This is a genomic window from Erythrobacter sp. W36, from assembly GCF_057364935.1.
Genome location: NZ_CP200281.1, coordinates 1,931,632 through 1,946,793, shown reverse-complemented (window position 1 = coordinate 1,946,793; position 15,162 = coordinate 1,931,632). Strand labels below are relative to the sequence as shown.

Annotated in this window: 16 protein-coding genes; 5 read left to right on the top strand and 11 right to left on the bottom strand. The window is 58.5% G+C overall.

Translation table 11 applies throughout. The features are described 5' to 3' along the window. Positions 1-16: 16 nt before the first annotated feature. The 3 genes from AC0V6U_RS09500 to AC0V6U_RS09490 form a co-directional block, all read right to left on the bottom strand. Positions 17-1,669 carry an alpha-glucosidase family protein gene (locus AC0V6U_RS09500; RefSeq protein WP_472645745.1) on the bottom strand — a complete coding sequence of 551 codons (1,653 nt, stop codon included), beginning with the start codon at positions 1,667-1,669 and terminating at the stop codon, positions 17-19. Between the two features lie 5 nt (positions 1,670-1,674). Next, positions 1,675-3,501: an alpha-amylase family glycosyl hydrolase gene (locus AC0V6U_RS09495; RefSeq protein WP_472642925.1), complete on the bottom strand. Its 1,827-nt coding sequence runs from the start codon at positions 3,499-3,501 to the stop codon at positions 1,675-1,677. Positions 3,502-3,690: 189 nt separating this feature from the next. Continuing rightward, positions 3,691-4,044, bottom strand: coding sequence for a hypothetical protein (locus tag AC0V6U_RS09490; protein ID WP_472642924.1), 354 nt, complete (start codon positions 4,042-4,044; stop codon positions 3,691-3,693). On the opposite strand from AC0V6U_RS09490, the gene AC0V6U_RS09485 reads away from it, so the two are divergent. The 5 genes from AC0V6U_RS09485 (at position 4,037) to AC0V6U_RS09465 (ending at position 9,637) form a co-directional block, all read left to right on the top strand. After that, positions 4,037-4,663 carry a hypothetical protein gene (locus AC0V6U_RS09485; protein ID WP_486169446.1) on the top strand — a complete coding sequence of 209 codons (627 nt, stop codon included), beginning with the start codon at positions 4,037-4,039 and terminating at the stop codon, positions 4,661-4,663. The two genes, AC0V6U_RS09490 and AC0V6U_RS09485, sit on opposite strands and share 8 nt — an antisense overlap. Then, a complete protein-coding gene (locus AC0V6U_RS09480) occupies positions 4,575-5,405 on the top strand; it encodes an MFS transporter (RefSeq protein ID WP_472642922.1) in 831 nt (276 codons plus the stop codon). Before AC0V6U_RS09485 ends, AC0V6U_RS09480 begins: the two co-directional genes overlap by 89 nt. Further along, complete coding sequence (locus AC0V6U_RS09475) at positions 5,402-6,796, top strand: alpha-amylase family glycosyl hydrolase (protein ID WP_472642921.1); 1,395 nt, start codon at positions 5,402-5,404, stop codon at positions 6,794-6,796. The genes AC0V6U_RS09480 and AC0V6U_RS09475 overlap by 4 nt, the downstream gene beginning before the upstream one ends. Positions 6,797-6,853: 57 nt before the next feature. Then, on the top strand, positions 6,854-8,932 hold the full coding sequence (locus AC0V6U_RS09470) for a glycoside hydrolase family 97 protein (protein WP_486169445.1): 2,079 nt from the start codon (positions 6,854-6,856) through the stop codon (positions 8,930-8,932). A gap of 210 nt (positions 8,933-9,142) precedes the next feature. After that, positions 9,143-9,637, top strand: coding sequence for a c-type cytochrome (locus AC0V6U_RS09465; protein ID WP_472642918.1), 495 nt, complete (start codon positions 9,143-9,145; stop codon positions 9,635-9,637). Positions 9,638-9,859: 222 nt separating this feature from the next. Here AC0V6U_RS09465 and hemA read toward each other — a convergent pair whose 3' ends face one another. Genes hemA through puhA form a run of 8 tightly spaced genes read right to left on the bottom strand, consistent with a single transcriptional unit; the run spans position 9,860 to position 15,155 of the window. Then, the gene (gene hemA, locus AC0V6U_RS09460) at positions 9,860-11,080 is read right to left on the bottom strand and encodes a 5-aminolevulinate synthase (RefSeq protein WP_472642917.1); all 1,221 of its coding nucleotides are present in this window, start codon (positions 11,078-11,080) and stop codon (positions 9,860-9,862) included. Further along, a complete protein-coding gene (puhE, locus tag AC0V6U_RS09455; protein WP_472642916.1) occupies positions 11,070-11,684 on the bottom strand; it encodes a putative photosynthetic complex assembly protein PuhE in 615 nt (204 codons plus the stop codon). The genes hemA and puhE overlap by 11 nt, the downstream gene beginning before the upstream one ends. A gap of 8 nt (positions 11,685-11,692) precedes the next feature. After that, positions 11,693-11,908, bottom strand: coding sequence for a DUF3623 family protein (locus tag AC0V6U_RS09450; RefSeq protein ID WP_472642915.1), 216 nt, complete (start codon positions 11,906-11,908; stop codon positions 11,693-11,695). Next, positions 11,902-12,963 (bottom strand): magnesium-protoporphyrin IX monomethyl ester (oxidative) cyclase, encoded by a 1,062-nt coding sequence (gene acsF / locus AC0V6U_RS09445; RefSeq protein ID WP_472642914.1) that lies wholly within the window; start codon positions 12,961-12,963, stop codon positions 11,902-11,904. The genes AC0V6U_RS09450 and acsF overlap by 7 nt, the downstream gene beginning before the upstream one ends. Further along, positions 12,960-13,247: a hypothetical protein gene (locus AC0V6U_RS09440; protein ID WP_472642913.1), complete on the bottom strand. Its 288-nt coding sequence runs from the start codon at positions 13,245-13,247 to the stop codon at positions 12,960-12,962. The genes acsF and AC0V6U_RS09440 overlap by 4 nt, the downstream gene beginning before the upstream one ends. After that, entirely contained in the window at positions 13,247-13,732 is a 486-nt protein-coding gene (gene puhC, locus AC0V6U_RS09435) for a photosynthetic complex assembly protein PuhC (protein ID WP_472642912.1), read from the bottom strand. Before puhC ends, AC0V6U_RS09440 begins: the two co-directional genes overlap by 1 nt. Further along, positions 13,729-14,373, bottom strand: a complete 645-nt coding sequence (gene puhB, locus AC0V6U_RS09430; protein WP_472642911.1) for a photosynthetic complex putative assembly protein PuhB — start codon at positions 14,371-14,373, stop codon at positions 13,729-13,731. The genes puhC and puhB overlap by 4 nt, the downstream gene beginning before the upstream one ends. Continuing rightward, the gene (puhA, locus tag AC0V6U_RS09425) at positions 14,370-15,155 is read right to left on the bottom strand and encodes a photosynthetic reaction center subunit H (protein WP_472642910.1); all 786 of its coding nucleotides are present in this window, start codon (positions 15,153-15,155) and stop codon (positions 14,370-14,372) included. Before puhA ends, puhB begins: the two co-directional genes overlap by 4 nt. Positions 15,156-15,162 lie beyond the last annotated feature (7 nt).

Here is a 15,162-nt window from a genome sequence, read left to right as displayed (position 1 = left end):
TCTGCCCGTGTGCCCCCTATTGCCCGGTCGTCATGGCCCAATAGCCCGACCAGCCTTCCATAGTGGCAGTGATGGGGTCAGGTGAACCCACTTGTCGCTGGTTAGCAACCGTTTTCGCTTGCGCGAATTCTGCGGGCGGCGCCCAATCGCAAGGGTTGTCGGATAGGTTGAAGGCGCACAAGACCCGGCTCGCACCGTCGGTGCGAATGAAGGCCAGCACATTTTCAGGCGTTTCCAGCAGCTCCAAATCACCGGAGACGACAGCAGTCAGCGCCTGCCTTTGCGCGAGCAGATCGCGGGTGTAGCTCGCCATGGAAGTAGGGTCTTCACGCTGGCAATCAATCGCCAGATCAGCGTGGGTTTGATCGAGTTTCAGCCAAGTGCGGTTCGCGTTCGAGAAGCCCGCCTGCGGCGCCTTCGCCTCCCAAGGCATTGGTGTGCGCGCCCCATCGCGGCCCAAAGTGTGCGGCCAATTGGTGATCGCCTCGGGATCCTGCAGATCTTCGAATGCGACATGGCCCTGCGGGAGGCCCAATTCCTCGCCCTGGTATATGATCGGATTGCCGCGCAGCGCCATCAGCAGCAGCATGGAAAGCCGCGCGATTTGACCATGGCTGGCATCGCCAGAAACCCAGCGCGTAACGGCGCGCGGTGCATCATGGTTTGAGAATGCCCAACTCGGCCAGCCTTCACCAGTGTCTCCAGGCCACTGCATCAGCGACCGCCGCACTGCGGGTGCGGTCAGTTTGGGCGCGTAGAGGAAGTCAAAATTATAGGCAGAATCGAGCCGCTTCCCATCGGCAGTGAACGCTTTCATCTCCTCCAATGGTTCGGGCCCGCCAACCTCGGCCACGGTAAAACGGCCTGGATATTGGTCAATCGTCTGGCGGATGCGCTCAATGAACAGCGGGATATCTTCATGCGACTGGTTGAACTGCTTGATCTGCATATCAAATGGCCGTGTCACCGCGTCTATGGGTGCATGCGAAGGCGGATTGTCGCGAAATTCCGGATCATGCATCGCAAAGTTCAACGCATCGATGCGGAAGCCATCAACGCCGCGGTCGAGCCAGAATTTCGTGACCTCCAACAGCGCGTCCTGAACCTCAGGATTGTGGACGTTCAGATCCGGCTGAGAGGCGAGGAAATTGTGCAGGTAATATTGCTTGCGCGGGCCGTCCCATTGCCAGGCTGATCCGCCGAACACGGACTGCCAATTGGACGGCGGAGAGCCATCGGACTTCGCATCGGCCCAGACGTACCAATCGGCCTTGGAATTGCTGCGATCCTTGCGGCTTGCCGCGAACCAATCATGTTCGTCCGAGGTGTGCGAATAGACCTGATCAATGATCACCTTCAGGCCCAGTTTATGCGCCTTGTCGATGATCCGGTCGAAGTCATCGAAATCGCCAAAGCTTGGATCGATCCCGCAATAATCGGACACATCGTATCCGAAGTCTTTCATCGGCGAGGTGAAGAAGGGCGAGATCCAAATCCCGTCCACTCCCAATGAGGCGACGTAATCGAGCCCATCGGCAATGCCGCGCAAATCGCCGATCCCATCGCCATTGGTATCGCGAAAGCTGCGCGGGTAGATCTGATAGATCACCGCGCCGCGCCACCATTCATCGGCTGTCGTGCTTAGGTCTTTGCCGTTCACAGGTCGCATCTCATTCATTGGGCGGTCTCTGAAACTTTTGCTATGCACCATCCCAGCGCGGGCAGCTCCACTGTCACGCTTCCCGGCGCGGACACGGTATCTGCGCAAGCGCCGCTCAGCGTTTCCAGCTTACGCGCCTCATAGCCGATGGTGGATTGCTGCTTAAGCGGCTTTGCCGAAGTGTTGAAGGCAAGAAGATATTCCGTGCCTTCCTCAGGATCAAAGCGCGAGAAGCTGACGAGGCCAGGGGCCGTGTCGTTGTAACTGCGATTGATCTGCTTGCCACGCCGCAGCGCTGAATGCTCAGCGCGAACGGCGGCCAGTTCTGCGATCAAGCTGTAGAGCGGATGCGCTGTGTCGAAGTTTGCCTCAGCGGTTGTCGCATCGGTCCCGATCAGATCGTTGTCGTTGTAGCTGGCGGTCTTGCTGGCAAACATGTCTTCGCGCGCGGCCTGATCATTGCCGTCGCCGACAAAGCCTTGCTCATCGCCGGAATAGATCACTGGCGATCCGCGTAGGCTCATCAGCATCGCATGGCCAAGCTTCACGCGGGCGAGCAGTTCGTCTTGGGAGATGCCGGGATTGTCCGCTTTGATCAGCGTGGAAAATCGGCCCATATCGTGATTGCCCAGGAAGGTTGGCATGGTGCGGGCCGCCTCTTCTCCGCCTTCATAATTCACATCGCCATCAAACATTTCGACCATGACGCCAGCAGGCAAATTTCGGGCTAGCGCATCACGAACTGCTGCCTGAAATGCGAAATCGAGCACTGCCGGAAAACCGTCGCGCCGAGTAAACCGAGCAAGGAAGCCGCTATCGCGACTTTCCGAATATACTTCGCCGAATATATGGAAATTGCTCAGGCCTTCAGCCTCGGCCGTTTCCAACATGGCAGGCACAAATGCCTGCCAGAACTCTGGATTGACGTGTTTGGCGGTGTCGATGCGAAAGCCATCAATGCCGAAGCGCGTGATCCAGCTCTGATAGATCTCGATCATGCCGGACAGCACTCGGGGATGTTCGGTGTAGAGATCATCAAGACCGGCAAAATCGCCGTATAAGCTGCTTTCCCCACTAAAGGTCGAGCTGCCGCGATTGTGATAATAGATCGGATCGTTGAGCCACGCGGGCACCTTCACTTCGCGTTCGGCCTCGGGCACAATCGGGGTGTAGGCGAAATCCGGAGCTGTGAGACGCGCGAAATTCTCCGCCGTTTGCACATGATCGCCCAGGAACCCCTCGTTGATCGCTTCGCCATCTGCGCCGCCGCGCCGGGAATAGGGGTAATCCGCCAGGCTGCGGTATGCATAGCCGGTTGCCTTGCCTTCCGTATAGTCGATCACGTCGGCGGTGTGGTTGGTGATGATGTCCATATAGACCTTCATCCCGCGCGCATGCGCTGCGTCGACGAAGGCTTTAAATTCGTCATTGCTGCCAAAGTGGGGGTCGATGCTGGTGAAATCGGTCACCCAATAGCCGTGATAACCGGCGCTTTCCTTACCGGTTTCGCCTTGAACGGGCTTGTTCTTGAAAACCGGTGCGAACCAGATTGCGGTCACGCCCATGCCCTGAATGTAATCGAGCCTTTCGGTCAGACCCTTGAGGTCTCCTCCGTGGTAGAAGCCCTTGTGAGCGGGGTCGAAGCCATGATCGAGCGGGCCTCCGCCGATGCCGCCGCGATCATTGCTGGTGTCGCCATTTTCAAACCGGTCAGGCAGGACGAAATAGACCACCTCATCTTCCGGCGGACGCTCCTGCGGCGATACAGACGCAGTTTGCGCCAGGGCAGGCACACTGGCCGCGCCAATTGCAGCGAGAATCAGGCTAAGGTATGGTCTCATTATCAGGCCCCTCCAATCGCTTGGATGCCATCAATTTTCTGATTTTGCAAATCTTTGTATTTTATCAAATGCCATTGATATTTGACCATCATATATCTGAAATAAAGCAATTTACTGAAGTTCAAACAAGAATTATCAGCAGAAAATTTTGAGAAAAAAGAAAGTTTCTTGCAAAAATTTGCAATTTTGTCAGACTGGCGTGACGGCGAGTTTGCGGAAAAATGTGCCTTCTGTGCATTTCTGCGGCTCGCAAAGCCTAAGGTTTGGGCGCTGATTGGCGCTACAAAAGGCCGGGGCGGGTGAGGGTGAGAGGCATTTATCATGAGTAATCCGGCCACTGCCACGGGGCAGAAGCCAGCGCTTAATCCAGCGCAGATCTGGAATATGAGCTTTGGCTTCCTGGGTATTCAGATCGGTTTCGATCTGCAAAACGGAAACGTCAGCCGGATTTTCCAAACGCTGGGTGCTGAGGTTAATGAGCTCGCGATCCTTTGGATTGCGGCGCCGATGACCGGTCTGATCGTTCAGCCGATTGTTGGCCATCTGTCGGACAACACCTGGGGCCGTTTCGGCCGCCGTGCGGCCCTATTTCCTGCTCGGCGCTATCCTCGCCAGCTTTGCTTTGTTCGTCATGCCCAATTCGCCGACCCTGTGGGTGGCGGCGGGCATGCTTTGGATCATGGACGCCTCGCTCAACATCACGATGGAGCCGTTCCGAGCCTTTGTCGGCGATAACCTGCCCGATCGGCAGCGGACGAAGGGCTATGCGATGCAAAGTTTCTTTATCGGGGTCGGTGCCGTTGTGGCGGGGGCCTTGCCGTGGATGATGACCAATTGGATGGGGCTCAGCAACACCGCTCCTGCGGGCGAAATCCCTGAGACTGTCCAATGGGCGTTCTACATTGGCGGAGCGGCTCTGCTAGCGGCGGTTGCTTGGACGGTCTTCAAGATGAAGGAATACAGCCCAGATCAGCTCGCAGCATTCGAAGCCGCGCGGCAGGCAGAGCTTGGCACAGCGACCGCTGAAGATTCCGGAGTGCTCCGCAGCGCTGGCCAATTCAACGCCGCATGGGTTGATCTGGTTGTTCGTCGGATTGGCCTTTGCCGCGTTCCTGTTTTTCGCCCGGCAAGACCCTCGTCCGTCGTTTTTGGGCGAGATTGAGATTGCGCAAGAGCTCTATGTCCTCGCTGGGCTGATTGCAGCCTTTGGTGTCATCCAATTGGTGGCCGGAATGCTGCGCAGCGGAGGCCGCGATGAAAACGGATTTATGGAGGTGGTCAACGATCTGTTCGCCATGCCCAAGACCATGCGGCAGCTTGCGGTGGTGCAGTTCTTCAGTTGGTTCGCGATGTTCGCCATGTGGATTTATGGCACCCCTGCGGTGGCGGAATTTCACTACAGCGCGCCTGACCCTGCGACGCGCGGCTATCAGGACGCAGCCGATTGGTGGAGCCTGCTTGGCTCTGTCCGCAACGGGATTGCAGCGGCGGCGGCGCTTGGGTTCATCTGGATCGCGTCCAAGATCGATCGCAAACGCTTGCACAGCGCCAATCTCGCCATAGGCGCGGTCGGCTTTGCAGCGATGCTGATGATCACAGATCCCGGATTGCTGTGGCTTCCCATGGTCGGGGTCGGCATCGCCTGGGCGTCGATTGTCTCGCTGCCTTACGCGATCCTCGCTGGCTCGGTTCCGGCGAATAAGATGGGCATTTACATGGGCATCTTTAATATCTTCATCGTCGTGCCTCAGCTGATCGCGGCGACATTGCTGGGCTTTATGCTGACGGTCATTTTCGATGGTGCGCCGATTTATGCGATGGTGATTGCGGCGGTGTCCTTTGCTTTGGCGGCGATCGCGACGCTGTTTGTGCAAGACAGTGACGTGCCGGGAGCAGAGGCATGATCCGCCGTTCGTACATCGCGGTTGCCGCGCTGATCTCGCTTGCTGCATGCGATGATATGCCAGCGGCTCCTGCGACCAAATACGAGCCGCAGGATTACGTCCAATTCGAGAACGCTGAGTGGACCCGCGATGCGGTGATCTATCAGCTCAACACCCGGCAATTCACAAATGCGGGCACATTTGCCGCCGCGCAGGAGCATCTCCCAAGGCTCGCGGATATGGGTGTCGATATCATCTGGCTGATGCCAATCCACCCGATTGGAGAGGTCAATCGCAAGGGCGAATTGGGCAGCCCCTATGCGGTGAAGGATTACCGCGCGGTCAATCCTGAGCTTGGCACTGAGGAGGAATTTCGCGCCTTTGTGGATGCGGCGCATGAAAATGGCCTCAAGGTCATTCTCGACTGGGTTGCGAACCATTCCGCTTGGGACAACCCGCTGACCGAGCAGCATCCGGAATGGTACAGCCGCACGCCTGAAGGCGATTTGATGCCGCCGCAGGGGACCGATTGGGCGGACACGGTCGATTTCGATTATGCGCAGAGTGGACTGCGCGAGTACATGACGCAGAGCCTTGTCTATTGGGTGCGCGAGTTCGACATTGATGGCTACCGCGCTGATGTTGCTGGATATGTCCCGCTCGACTTCTGGGAGACCGCGCGCGGCGAGCTCAACCAGATCAAGCCGGTCTTCATGCTCGCCGAATGGCAGACCCGCGACCTGCATCGCAAAGCGTTCGATGCGACCTATGCCTGGGGCTGGAAAGAAGCCATGCAGGAAACCGTCTCAGACGGTGGCGGCGCAGCGGCCATCCGGGGCTATTACGACAGCCAGCAAACCACCTGGCCGTCGGACGCCTACCGCATGGTCTACACCGACAATCACGATCAAAACTCGTGGGATGGGGTCGCCTCTGACATCTATGGCCCAGCCTATGAGGCGGCCATTGCTCTGTCCTTTGTTGGTTCGGGAATTCCACTAATTTACAACGGTCAAGAGGCTGATCTTGATCGTCAATTGGAGTTCTTTGAAAAGGACGAGATTGAGTGGCGCGAGGGCCGATATGACGCGCTCTTCCGCTCCCTGATCGCGCTCAAGACCGAGAACATAGCGCTGTGGAATGGCCGCTATGGCGCGCCCATGGTCGAGGTGCCGAGCAGCGCGCGCGAGCAAGTGCTCAGCTTCGTACGCGGCGAAAAGGGAAGCCGCGTTTTCGCCGTCTTCAACCTATCCGGCGAGGCGCAAACCGCCGAATTCTTGCTCGAGCGCCACACTGGCAATTACGTTGATGCTCTGTTCGCTGAGCCGGTTTCCTTCGGCGAAGGTGAGGGCGAAACCTCTGGACTTACGCTGCCGCCATGGGGCTACAAGATCCATCGCGAAGTGCCCTGAACGCGGGGCCAACCACAAGACACCAGCATTTCTCTTTGAATGGAATTGGGACGCAACATGCTAAAACGGATTGCCGCAATTGTCGCTTTTCTCACAGCCTCTTTGGCCTTGGCGCTTCCGCTGCGCGCGGAAACACTCACGGTGACTTCGCCTGATGGCGCGATCACTTTGACGGTCAGCGATGATGGCGGGCTGGCGACCTATGCGGTTAGCCACGGAGAGGAGAGCGTCATTGCGCCCTCTAAGCTCGGCATGTTGTTCCGCGATCATCACGGCTTTGACCGTGAGCTCGCAATCACCGGATCGCAAACGGCCACGCATGATGCGACCTGGGAGCAGCCATGGGGCGAGCGCCGGTTTGTCCGCGATCATCACAATGAGCTGTCAGTAACCTTCTCCGCTCAGACGGGCCCAGCGCGCTCCATCACTGTGCGGTTTCGCGTGTTCGATACGGGCCTCGGCTTTCGCTATGAGCTGGCAGAGCAAGAAGCCTTCACCGGCGAGGTCAACATCATGGACGAACTCACCCAGTTCGGCGTCGGTGCGGAAAGCAAGGCTTGGTACACGCCCAGCGATGAGTTCAACCGCTATGAATATATCTATCGCACCGGCCGCGCTGGTGACGTCGACGATGCGCATACGCCGGTAACATTCCGTAACCCGGCCGGCGTGCATATCAGTATCCATGAAGCCGCTCTGGTCAATTATTCCGGCATGTCGCTGGAGGCTTTGCGGCAGGGCAATTTTGAAGCGCGCTTGCGCCCGGGATCAGACGGCATCCGGGTGAAAACCAGCGCGCCTTTCAAGACGCCGTGGCGCACCATTCAGATTGCTCCCGATGCCGCTGGCCTGATCAATTCCGACATCATCCTGAACCTCAACGAGCCGAACAAGCTTGGCGATGTCTCCTGGGTGGAGCCAGGCAAATATATCGGCATCTGGTGGGCGATGCACATCAATGAGCGCACCTGGGGCAATGATGGGATCCACGGCGCGACCAATGAAGAAACCAGACGCTATATCGACTTTGCCGCAGAGCATGGTTTTGCAGGCGTGCTGGTGGAGGGTTGGAACATCGGCTGGGACGGCGATTGGTTCAACAATGGCGCACTGTTCAATTTCACCCAAGCCTATCCCGATTTCGATCTGGAGGAGCTGGGCCGTTATGCGCGATCGAAAGGCGTGCGGATTATCGGGCACCATGAAACATCCGGCGATGTCTCCAATTACGAAAGTCAGATGGAGGCCGCTTACGACCTCTATCAATCCGTCGGCGTGGCGCAGGTGAAGACCGGTTATGTCGCCGATGCGGGCGATATTTCGCGCGTCGATGAAAATGGCGTCACAAAATTTGAATGGCACGACAGCCAATTCATGGTTGGCCACCATTTGCGCGCAGTGAAAGCGGCGGCAAAGCGGCAGATTTCGATCAATGCGCATGAGCCGGTGAAGGACACAGGGCTACGCCGGACCTATCCCAATTGGATGACGCGCGAGGGCGCGCGCGGCATGGAATTTAACGCCTGGGGCACGCCGCCCAATCCCACCTCGCATATTTCCACGCTGGCATTCACGCGGATGCTCGCTGGCCCAATGGACTTCACGCCGGGTATCTTCGATCTAAAGCCGAACGAGCGCATGCCTGTGCGCGAAGATATGCCGCGCGGCGACCCATCCAACCGTCCTCAAGCGACGCTGGCCAAGCAATTGGCGTTGTATGTGGTGCTCTATTCGCCGCTACAAATGGCGGCCGACCTGCCGGAGAATTACGAGCGGCGGATGGACGCCTTTCAGTTTATCAAAGATGTGCCCGCCGATTGGGAGGAAAGCATCGCGCTGGCGGGGGAAGTCGGCGAATATGTCGCAATTGCGCGGCAAGAGCGAGACGGGGACGAGTGGTTCCTGGGCGCGGTCACAGATGGCACGCCGCGCACGGTCGAAGTGCCCACGGATTTCCTCGAAGCAGGCAAGAGTTACACCGCGCAATTCTATGTGGATGGGGCGGACGCGCATTGGGACACGAACCCCTATGACATCGTCATCGAGAGCCGCACAGTAACCGGCGGCGAGAGGCTATTACTCCGCCTCGCTTCCTCTGGCGGAGCCGCGATCCGGTTCATTCCTGTCAGCGAGTAAACGCGCCGCGACTCAGGGGGCTCAGAGGGTGCGAATTTGGACGAAGCGCGCGCGGTTTGGTTGAGGCAAATGCAAGTGATCGGCATGAAACCCGCGATAAAGCGGGAAAAACCACCTAAATGGCTGGGATAGCTAGGCAATGTCGCGATTCTCGTCTAAGCCGACTCTCATTGGGATCGAAGCAATCTGAATTGTAGAGGATGTTCGAATATGAAGCGTAATGCATTGCTGGGCACATTGGCCCTGGTAAGCCTTGTCTCTGTTTCGGCCTGTGGTGGCCGCACCGATGAAGCAAGCACGCCTCCTGCAGAAGCAGAAACCGCAGCAGTAGAGGCCGCCGTTGAGGCGCCAGCAGAAGCAGTTGAAGCAGCCGCAGGTGCAGCCTTTGCTGACCTGACAGCCGACGCTGCAGCTGGCGAAAAAGTCTTCGCGCTTTGCCGTTCGTGCCACGTGCTTGAAGAAGGCGTGAACCGCGTTGGACCATCGCTGCACAACATTGTTGGCCGCGTGTCCGGCTCGGTCGAAGGCTTCAACTACACCGAAGCAAACGCAAACAGCGGCATCACCTGGACCCCTGAAGAGCTCTTCACTTATCTCGAAGATCCACAGGGCGTTATTCCTGGCACACGCATGGCGTTTCCAGGGGTGAAAGATCCGCAGGATCGCGCTGACTTGATCGCGTATCTGCAAACCAACGGCGAGTAATCGCCAAGCGCGGCGGGCGGTAAGCCCGCCGACGGCAAAACAGGCGGTGTGGTTTCCCACGCCGCCTTTTTTGTGTCTGCGATTGGTTTGGTTTGGGGCCGCTGCGGCGCGCGTGCTCGGAGGTGCTAAGGCTAGGCTTCAGGCACGCATCTTAAAACGCACACCTACAAATGGCGCGCGCGGCGCTCTCGTTCGAGAAAGCCGGGTTGCTCGGCTATGCGCTCAAGCGGCGGATGCCATCCGGGCCAATTCGCATTGCGACCAAATCTCGCTCAGCGCCTCGACCAGGCGGTCGATATCATCATCGCTATGCACGGGTGATGGGGTGATGCGCAGGCGCTCCGTCCCGACCGGAACTGTCGGATAATTGATCGGCTGAACATAAATGCCGTGATTATCCATCAGCCAGTCGCTGATCATTTTGCACTTCTTCGCATCGCCGACCATCACGGGGATGATGTGGCTGGGATTACTGAGATGGGGAATGCCCATGCCATCGAGCCTACGGCGCACATTGGCAACGCGGTCACGCTGCGCCTCGCGCTCTTCACTGCTTTGCTTCAGATGCCGGATGCTGGCCGCCGCGCCCGCAGCAACTGCTGGGGGCAGGGCGGTGCTGAAGATGAAACCGCTGGCAAAGCTACGCACATAGTCAACGAGATTGCGGCTGGCGGCGATATATCCGCCCATCACGCCATATGCTTTGCCGAGTGTGCCCTCGATCACATCGATCCGGTCCATCAGGCCCTCGCGTTCAGCAATGCCGCCGCCGCGCGGACCATAGAGGCCAACTGCGTGAACCTCGTCGATATAGGTCATGGCGCCGTGCTTCTCGCACACGTCCAGGATCTCTGCGATTGGGGCGATGTCGCCGTCCATGGAATAGACGCTTTCAAACGCGACCAGCTTGGGCACATCTGGGCCATAATCGCTCAGCAACCGGTCGAGGTCTTCCGGATCATTATGCTGCCAGATTTTGTAGGGCGCGCGGCTGTGGCGAATGCCCTCGATCATGCTCGCATGGTTGAGCGCGTCGGAGAAGACGACGCAGCCAGGAATGCGGCTCGCCAAGGTGCCAAGGCCCGCCCAGTTGGAAACATATCCGCTGGTGAACAGCAGCGCGGCTTCTTTTCCGTGAAGGTCTGCCAGCTCTTGCTCGAGCAGCACGTGGTGGTGATTGGTGCCAGAGATATTGCGCGTGCCGCCCGCGCCCGCGCCGCATTCTTCCAGCGTGTCATGCATGGCGTCGATTACGGTCTGGTGCTGCCCCATGCCGAGGTAATCGTTGGAGCACCATACGGTAACGGGCTGCGTTTCTTCGCCGACAAAGCGCGTTGCATGGGGGAATGAGCCGCGATGCCGCTTGATGTCGGTAAACACCCGGTAGCGGCCCTCTTCGCGAACGCTGTCTAGCTCGTCCTTGAAATAGGCTTCATAATCCATGGGCTGATCCCTCTGTCTTGATTGTGCTTTGATCGTGATTGGTAGTGGCAACGGCGGCGCCGCGGCGGGGCAAGGCCCAGCCCCACAGGGCGCCATCGCGGAATGGCAATGCCAGAAAAACGTGCTCAAGCGCGCCGAGCAGGCACAGCGCGAACAGCAGGCTAGCGCCGACCATTTCTGCGCTGCCAACGGGCGCGGCGGCGGCCAATGCGCCGAACCAAGCGGCCACCGCGACTATCGCTATTGTGGATAGGACGAGCATGGCGTTGAGGCGGTTCGGGCCGAAATAGCTCTTAAGATAGTCGAGGTGCGGCGGCAGGATTTCCAGGCTGGTGTTGGGCACGCCGACATACATGTTGAGCTTGGTCGACAGCCGCATGAAGAACAGCAGAGCAAACACCGTCGCGCCGATTTGATTGGCTGCGCTCCAGCTCAGCGAAATCAACATTAGTGCGGTCAGCGCCAGCGCAATCTCATGATGGAGCACAGTGGCGCTCGCTTGCGTAAAGCGGGCGAGACCGCGCGCATCCTTGGGGCAGGCCTCTCGCCGTGGGCCAGCAACCGCGCCGGTGAGAAAACCGACCTCGTGCCATGCCCAAACCATCAGCGCGCCTAGGCAAAGGCGAGATAGACCCCGCCGACGCTGGCGGTCTGCGCGGAGATCAGGATCGCGATCAAGCCCGCGATTCCCACTGCGCCCGCGATCATCAGGCTGGTGAAGAATGTCTCGCGGCCGCGATTATCCGCCCAGGCAATCAGCCCGGTTGCGAAAAACCAGATCGCAATCGTCACCGCGATGGGGACAATATGTCCGCTCCAACTTACCACGCAGGCTGTAGCCGGATGGTCTGAGGCAGCTCGTTCGATTTGGTACGACGGAAATACATCTTGGCAAAGTTCCAGCCAGCGCCCGCGACGCCGCTGAGCCGCTTGGCCAGACCGCCAATGCCGCCTTGCGCTTTGCCATCTTCGATCCGCAAAGCCGCCTGACGCAGCGCCTCCATATTGGCGCGGAATTTCGGATCATCAATGTCGAGCTCAACCGGGAAAACCTGGCGGCTGATCTGATTGCAGACCTTGAAGACCTCGTAATCATATTCGGTCGGGTCAACGCCCAGCGCCTTGTGGAACACAGGGCGCGCGTGGTCGCGCACATACATGGTCGCATAGACGGACAGCAGGAAGAAGCGGATCCACAGCTTGTTATAGCCCTTCAGCAGCTTCGGATCGGCATGCATCAGCATCGCAAAGGCTTCGCCGTGGCGAAACTCATCATTGCACCATTCCTCGAACCAATCGAAAATCGGATGAAACTTCTTTTCCGGATTGGCGGCGAGATGCCGGTAAATTGTGATGTAGCGCGCGTAGCCGATCTTTTCGGACAGATAGACCGCGTACCAAATGAACTTCGGTTTGAAGTAGGTGTACTTCTTGGTCTTGGTTAGGAAGCTAAGATCTACTCCGATCCCTGCATCTTTGAGGCTTTCGTTGATGAAACCTGCATGGCGGCTCTCATCACGGGCCAGCAGTTTAAACAGCTGCTTCACATCGGGGTTTTTCGTGCGCCGAGCGATCTCGGCATAGAGGATGCAGCCGGAGAACTCAGACGTCATCGAGCTCACCAGAAAGTCGGTGAATTCCGCGCGCAGTTCCGGCTCTAGGTTTTCGATCACACCGGCGAAACTATCGTTGTGTTTGAAGTGCGTCTTGTTGGGATCTCCCACCATATCGGCGATCAGCTGGTCCCACTCCTCGCGCACCAGAGACACATCAATCGCGTCCAAAGCGTCAAAATCCGTGGTGTAAAACCGCGGGGTCAAAATGGTGTCCTGGGTCGCGATCTCCATCGCGTCTTCGCTGGTTATCGGGGCGTGCGCGTTCATTTGATCCTCCCTGGATTGAAGCTGACTTCGTAAAGTTCTTTGAGATCGAAATAGGCCGCGAGGCGCGTGATCGCCCGGTCAAATGGGCTGGCGCGCGTCACGGTCGCGGCGCGTTCGTATACGGCGCTGTGGCCAAAGGGGATCTGGATCGGGTCGCCATGCACGCGCACTTTGTCGCCGGGTTCAATCGCAAGATTGCCCTCCAGCTCGACATGGGCGTGAAAATGATCTGAGCTTTGCTCGACCGATATTCGGCACGGCGTCTCGAACGTACGTGTTGGCATTAGCTTTGATCCCTCTTTAGCAATGCTGCGAAAACGGCGCGATTGGTCGCGCCAAATGAACCGAGTTCCACACTCTTTCCGGTGGTGTCATCGCGCAGTGAGAGCGAGTTGTTCTCCCACAGGGTGAGCGCGAATGGTGCCTCTGCCCCGATCCCGCGAATGCGGCGTGAATGCGCGAGGCTGCGAACGGTGGAGCGCACAAAGCCGCCAGTGCCCGGCTCAAAGCGAGCAATCGCCTCGCCAGTGGCGGCGTCTTCGATCCGCACGGCGCCGGTTTCTTCGTCAAAGAACCTCAGCGCGCGCTCTGATACGGCGGCCGTGCCTTGCGCCGCGCGCGCTTCGCTGGGCACGGACAGCTTGTCGACAAAGCCGAGGCTGACCGAGGCGGCAAGCGCGACGGTGACCAGAGCGACCACAGCCATCGCGATCACCGGGGCCTTGTGCACCTCACCGTGCTCATGATCATATTCGTAATGAGCGCTCATGCGCTGGCTCCGGCAAGGCCAGCGCTTGATGCGGTTTGGGCGCCCGCTGTCCCTGCTTCAAAATCACCGCGTTCAATCGCATTGAACTGAGCGCTGGCACTCGCGAGATGCTGTGCCACGGCCTGTGCATCTGGCAGGGCGCGCAGCATCGGCTGGGGATGAGAGATGTGCCACGGGCGGGCATGCGGCCACAGCAGCAGGTAACCAAGCACAGTCTTATCGCCGAGCTCCAAGGCGATGTCGCCGTAGCCTTTGCCGCGATCCGCAAAATGTGCTGCGGTCACTTTCTTCAGCGGGACATTGATCCGCTTGTCCACGGCCATGCCGACCCGCATGATCAGGCGCGCATCGGTAAGGATGTAGAGCGTGTTGCGCACGGTCAGCCATGCGGCTGCATAGAAGAGCGCGATGACGCCCGCGCCAAACACAGCCACAAATGTCGCCGCATCATAGCGGCCCAGAGCCACCGCGAGCGCAGCCAACGCCGCAAAATAGATCGCCATTGAGTAGGTGTGGAAAGCGGTGCGGGCCAGCACAGCCGTATTAGGCCGTCCTTGCCACAGCACCGTTTCATCATCCGCAGGCGTACCGAGCGGATCGCCTTGCGCATCAGGAAATTGCGGAGCGTCTTCCTGTGTCATAGCACCGGTTCCTGACGTTCTGGCGTAGCGTAGAGATAGCCGCCGCCAAAGTAAGCCATCACGCGCTCTTCTTCATCGCGGGTGATTTGGCCCGGCGTCGCAAGCTGAGGCACATCCTCAAACTGCTCTGCCGTGATCGCATCAATATCGATCAGCGGGGTCTTATCGCCGAGCAAGCCTGGTGTCTGAACCTTTGCCATGAACATTGGCGCCAGCACTTTCTTACCGGAATTGGTCGTCACCTCGAGATAGCGGATGATGTGCTCTGACTGGTCAACCCAGACATCGCTGATCTTGCCCGCCAGTTTCTTATTGGCGTCATAGACCGGCAGACCCACAGGGTCGGCGTCGTTCGGCGCGATTTCGATCTCGTGGCTGTCGCCAATCGGAACGATGCGCGGGCGGCCATCGATGGTCAGATCTGGATTGGTTGAACGTTTCGCATATGCGCCCGGACCCATGCCGGATTTCATGGCATCGCCTTCGGGCACATAGGGTGCGCCAGCGGCGCCAAAGGTGCGTTTTGCTGGCACATCAACTGGATCGCGCGGCACGTCTTCTGGGATGTATTCGCCTTGACCGTGCGGGAGCTTGAAGACCTTCTTGTCGCCATCAGTGAGCGGCGTGCCCACCACTTTGCCGGTCCACTCATCTTCCAGCGGATAGCCTTCGCGGCGGCTTTCGCGGTTTAGATAAATGACCAGACCGATGAAAAAGAGCACGAAGAGCAGGAAGACCAGTTCCGCCACGTCAAACGTGCCTACTATGTATGTTGCGTTCATCTCACAC

Bases quoted from the DNA above. Each gene is read 5' to 3' on its own strand.
- AC0V6U_RS09500 (WP_472645745.1), bottom strand. From the start codon at position 1,669: ATGCGACCTGTGAACGGCAAAGACCTAAGCACGACAGCCGATGAATGG.
- AC0V6U_RS09495 (WP_472642925.1), bottom strand. From the start codon at position 3,501: ATGAGACCATACCTTAGCCTGATTCTCGCTGCAATTGGCGCGGCCAGT.
- AC0V6U_RS09490 (WP_472642924.1), bottom strand. From the start codon at position 4,044: ATGGCCAACAATCGGCTGAACGATCAGACCGGTCATCGGCGCCGCAAT.
- AC0V6U_RS09475 (WP_472642921.1), top strand. From the start codon at position 5,402: ATGATCCGCCGTTCGTACATCGCGGTTGCCGCGCTGATCTCGCTTGCT.
- AC0V6U_RS09470 (WP_486169445.1), top strand. From the start codon at position 6,854: ATGCTAAAACGGATTGCCGCAATTGTCGCTTTTCTCACAGCCTCTTTG.
- AC0V6U_RS09465 (WP_472642918.1), top strand. From the start codon at position 9,143: ATGAAGCGTAATGCATTGCTGGGCACATTGGCCCTGGTAAGCCTTGTC.
- hemA (WP_472642917.1), bottom strand. From the start codon at position 11,080: ATGGATTATGAAGCCTATTTCAAGGACGAGCTAGACAGCGTTCGCGAA.
- puhE (WP_472642916.1), bottom strand. From the start codon at position 11,684: ATGGTTTGGGCATGGCACGAGGTCGGTTTTCTCACCGGCGCGGTTGCT.
- acsF (WP_472642914.1), bottom strand. From the start codon at position 12,963: ATGAACGCGCACGCCCCGATAACCAGCGAAGACGCGATGGAGATCGCG.
- AC0V6U_RS09440 (WP_472642913.1), bottom strand. From the start codon at position 13,247: ATGCCAACACGTACGTTCGAGACGCCGTGCCGAATATCGGTCGAGCAA.
- puhC (WP_472642912.1), bottom strand. From the start codon at position 13,732: ATGAGCGCTCATTACGAATATGATCATGAGCACGGTGAGGTGCACAAG.
- puhB (WP_472642911.1), bottom strand. From the start codon at position 14,373: ATGACACAGGAAGACGCTCCGCAATTTCCTGATGCGCAAGGCGATCCG.
- puhA (WP_472642910.1), bottom strand. From the start codon at position 15,155: ATGAACGCAACATACATAGTAGGCACGTTTGACGTGGCGGAACTGGTC.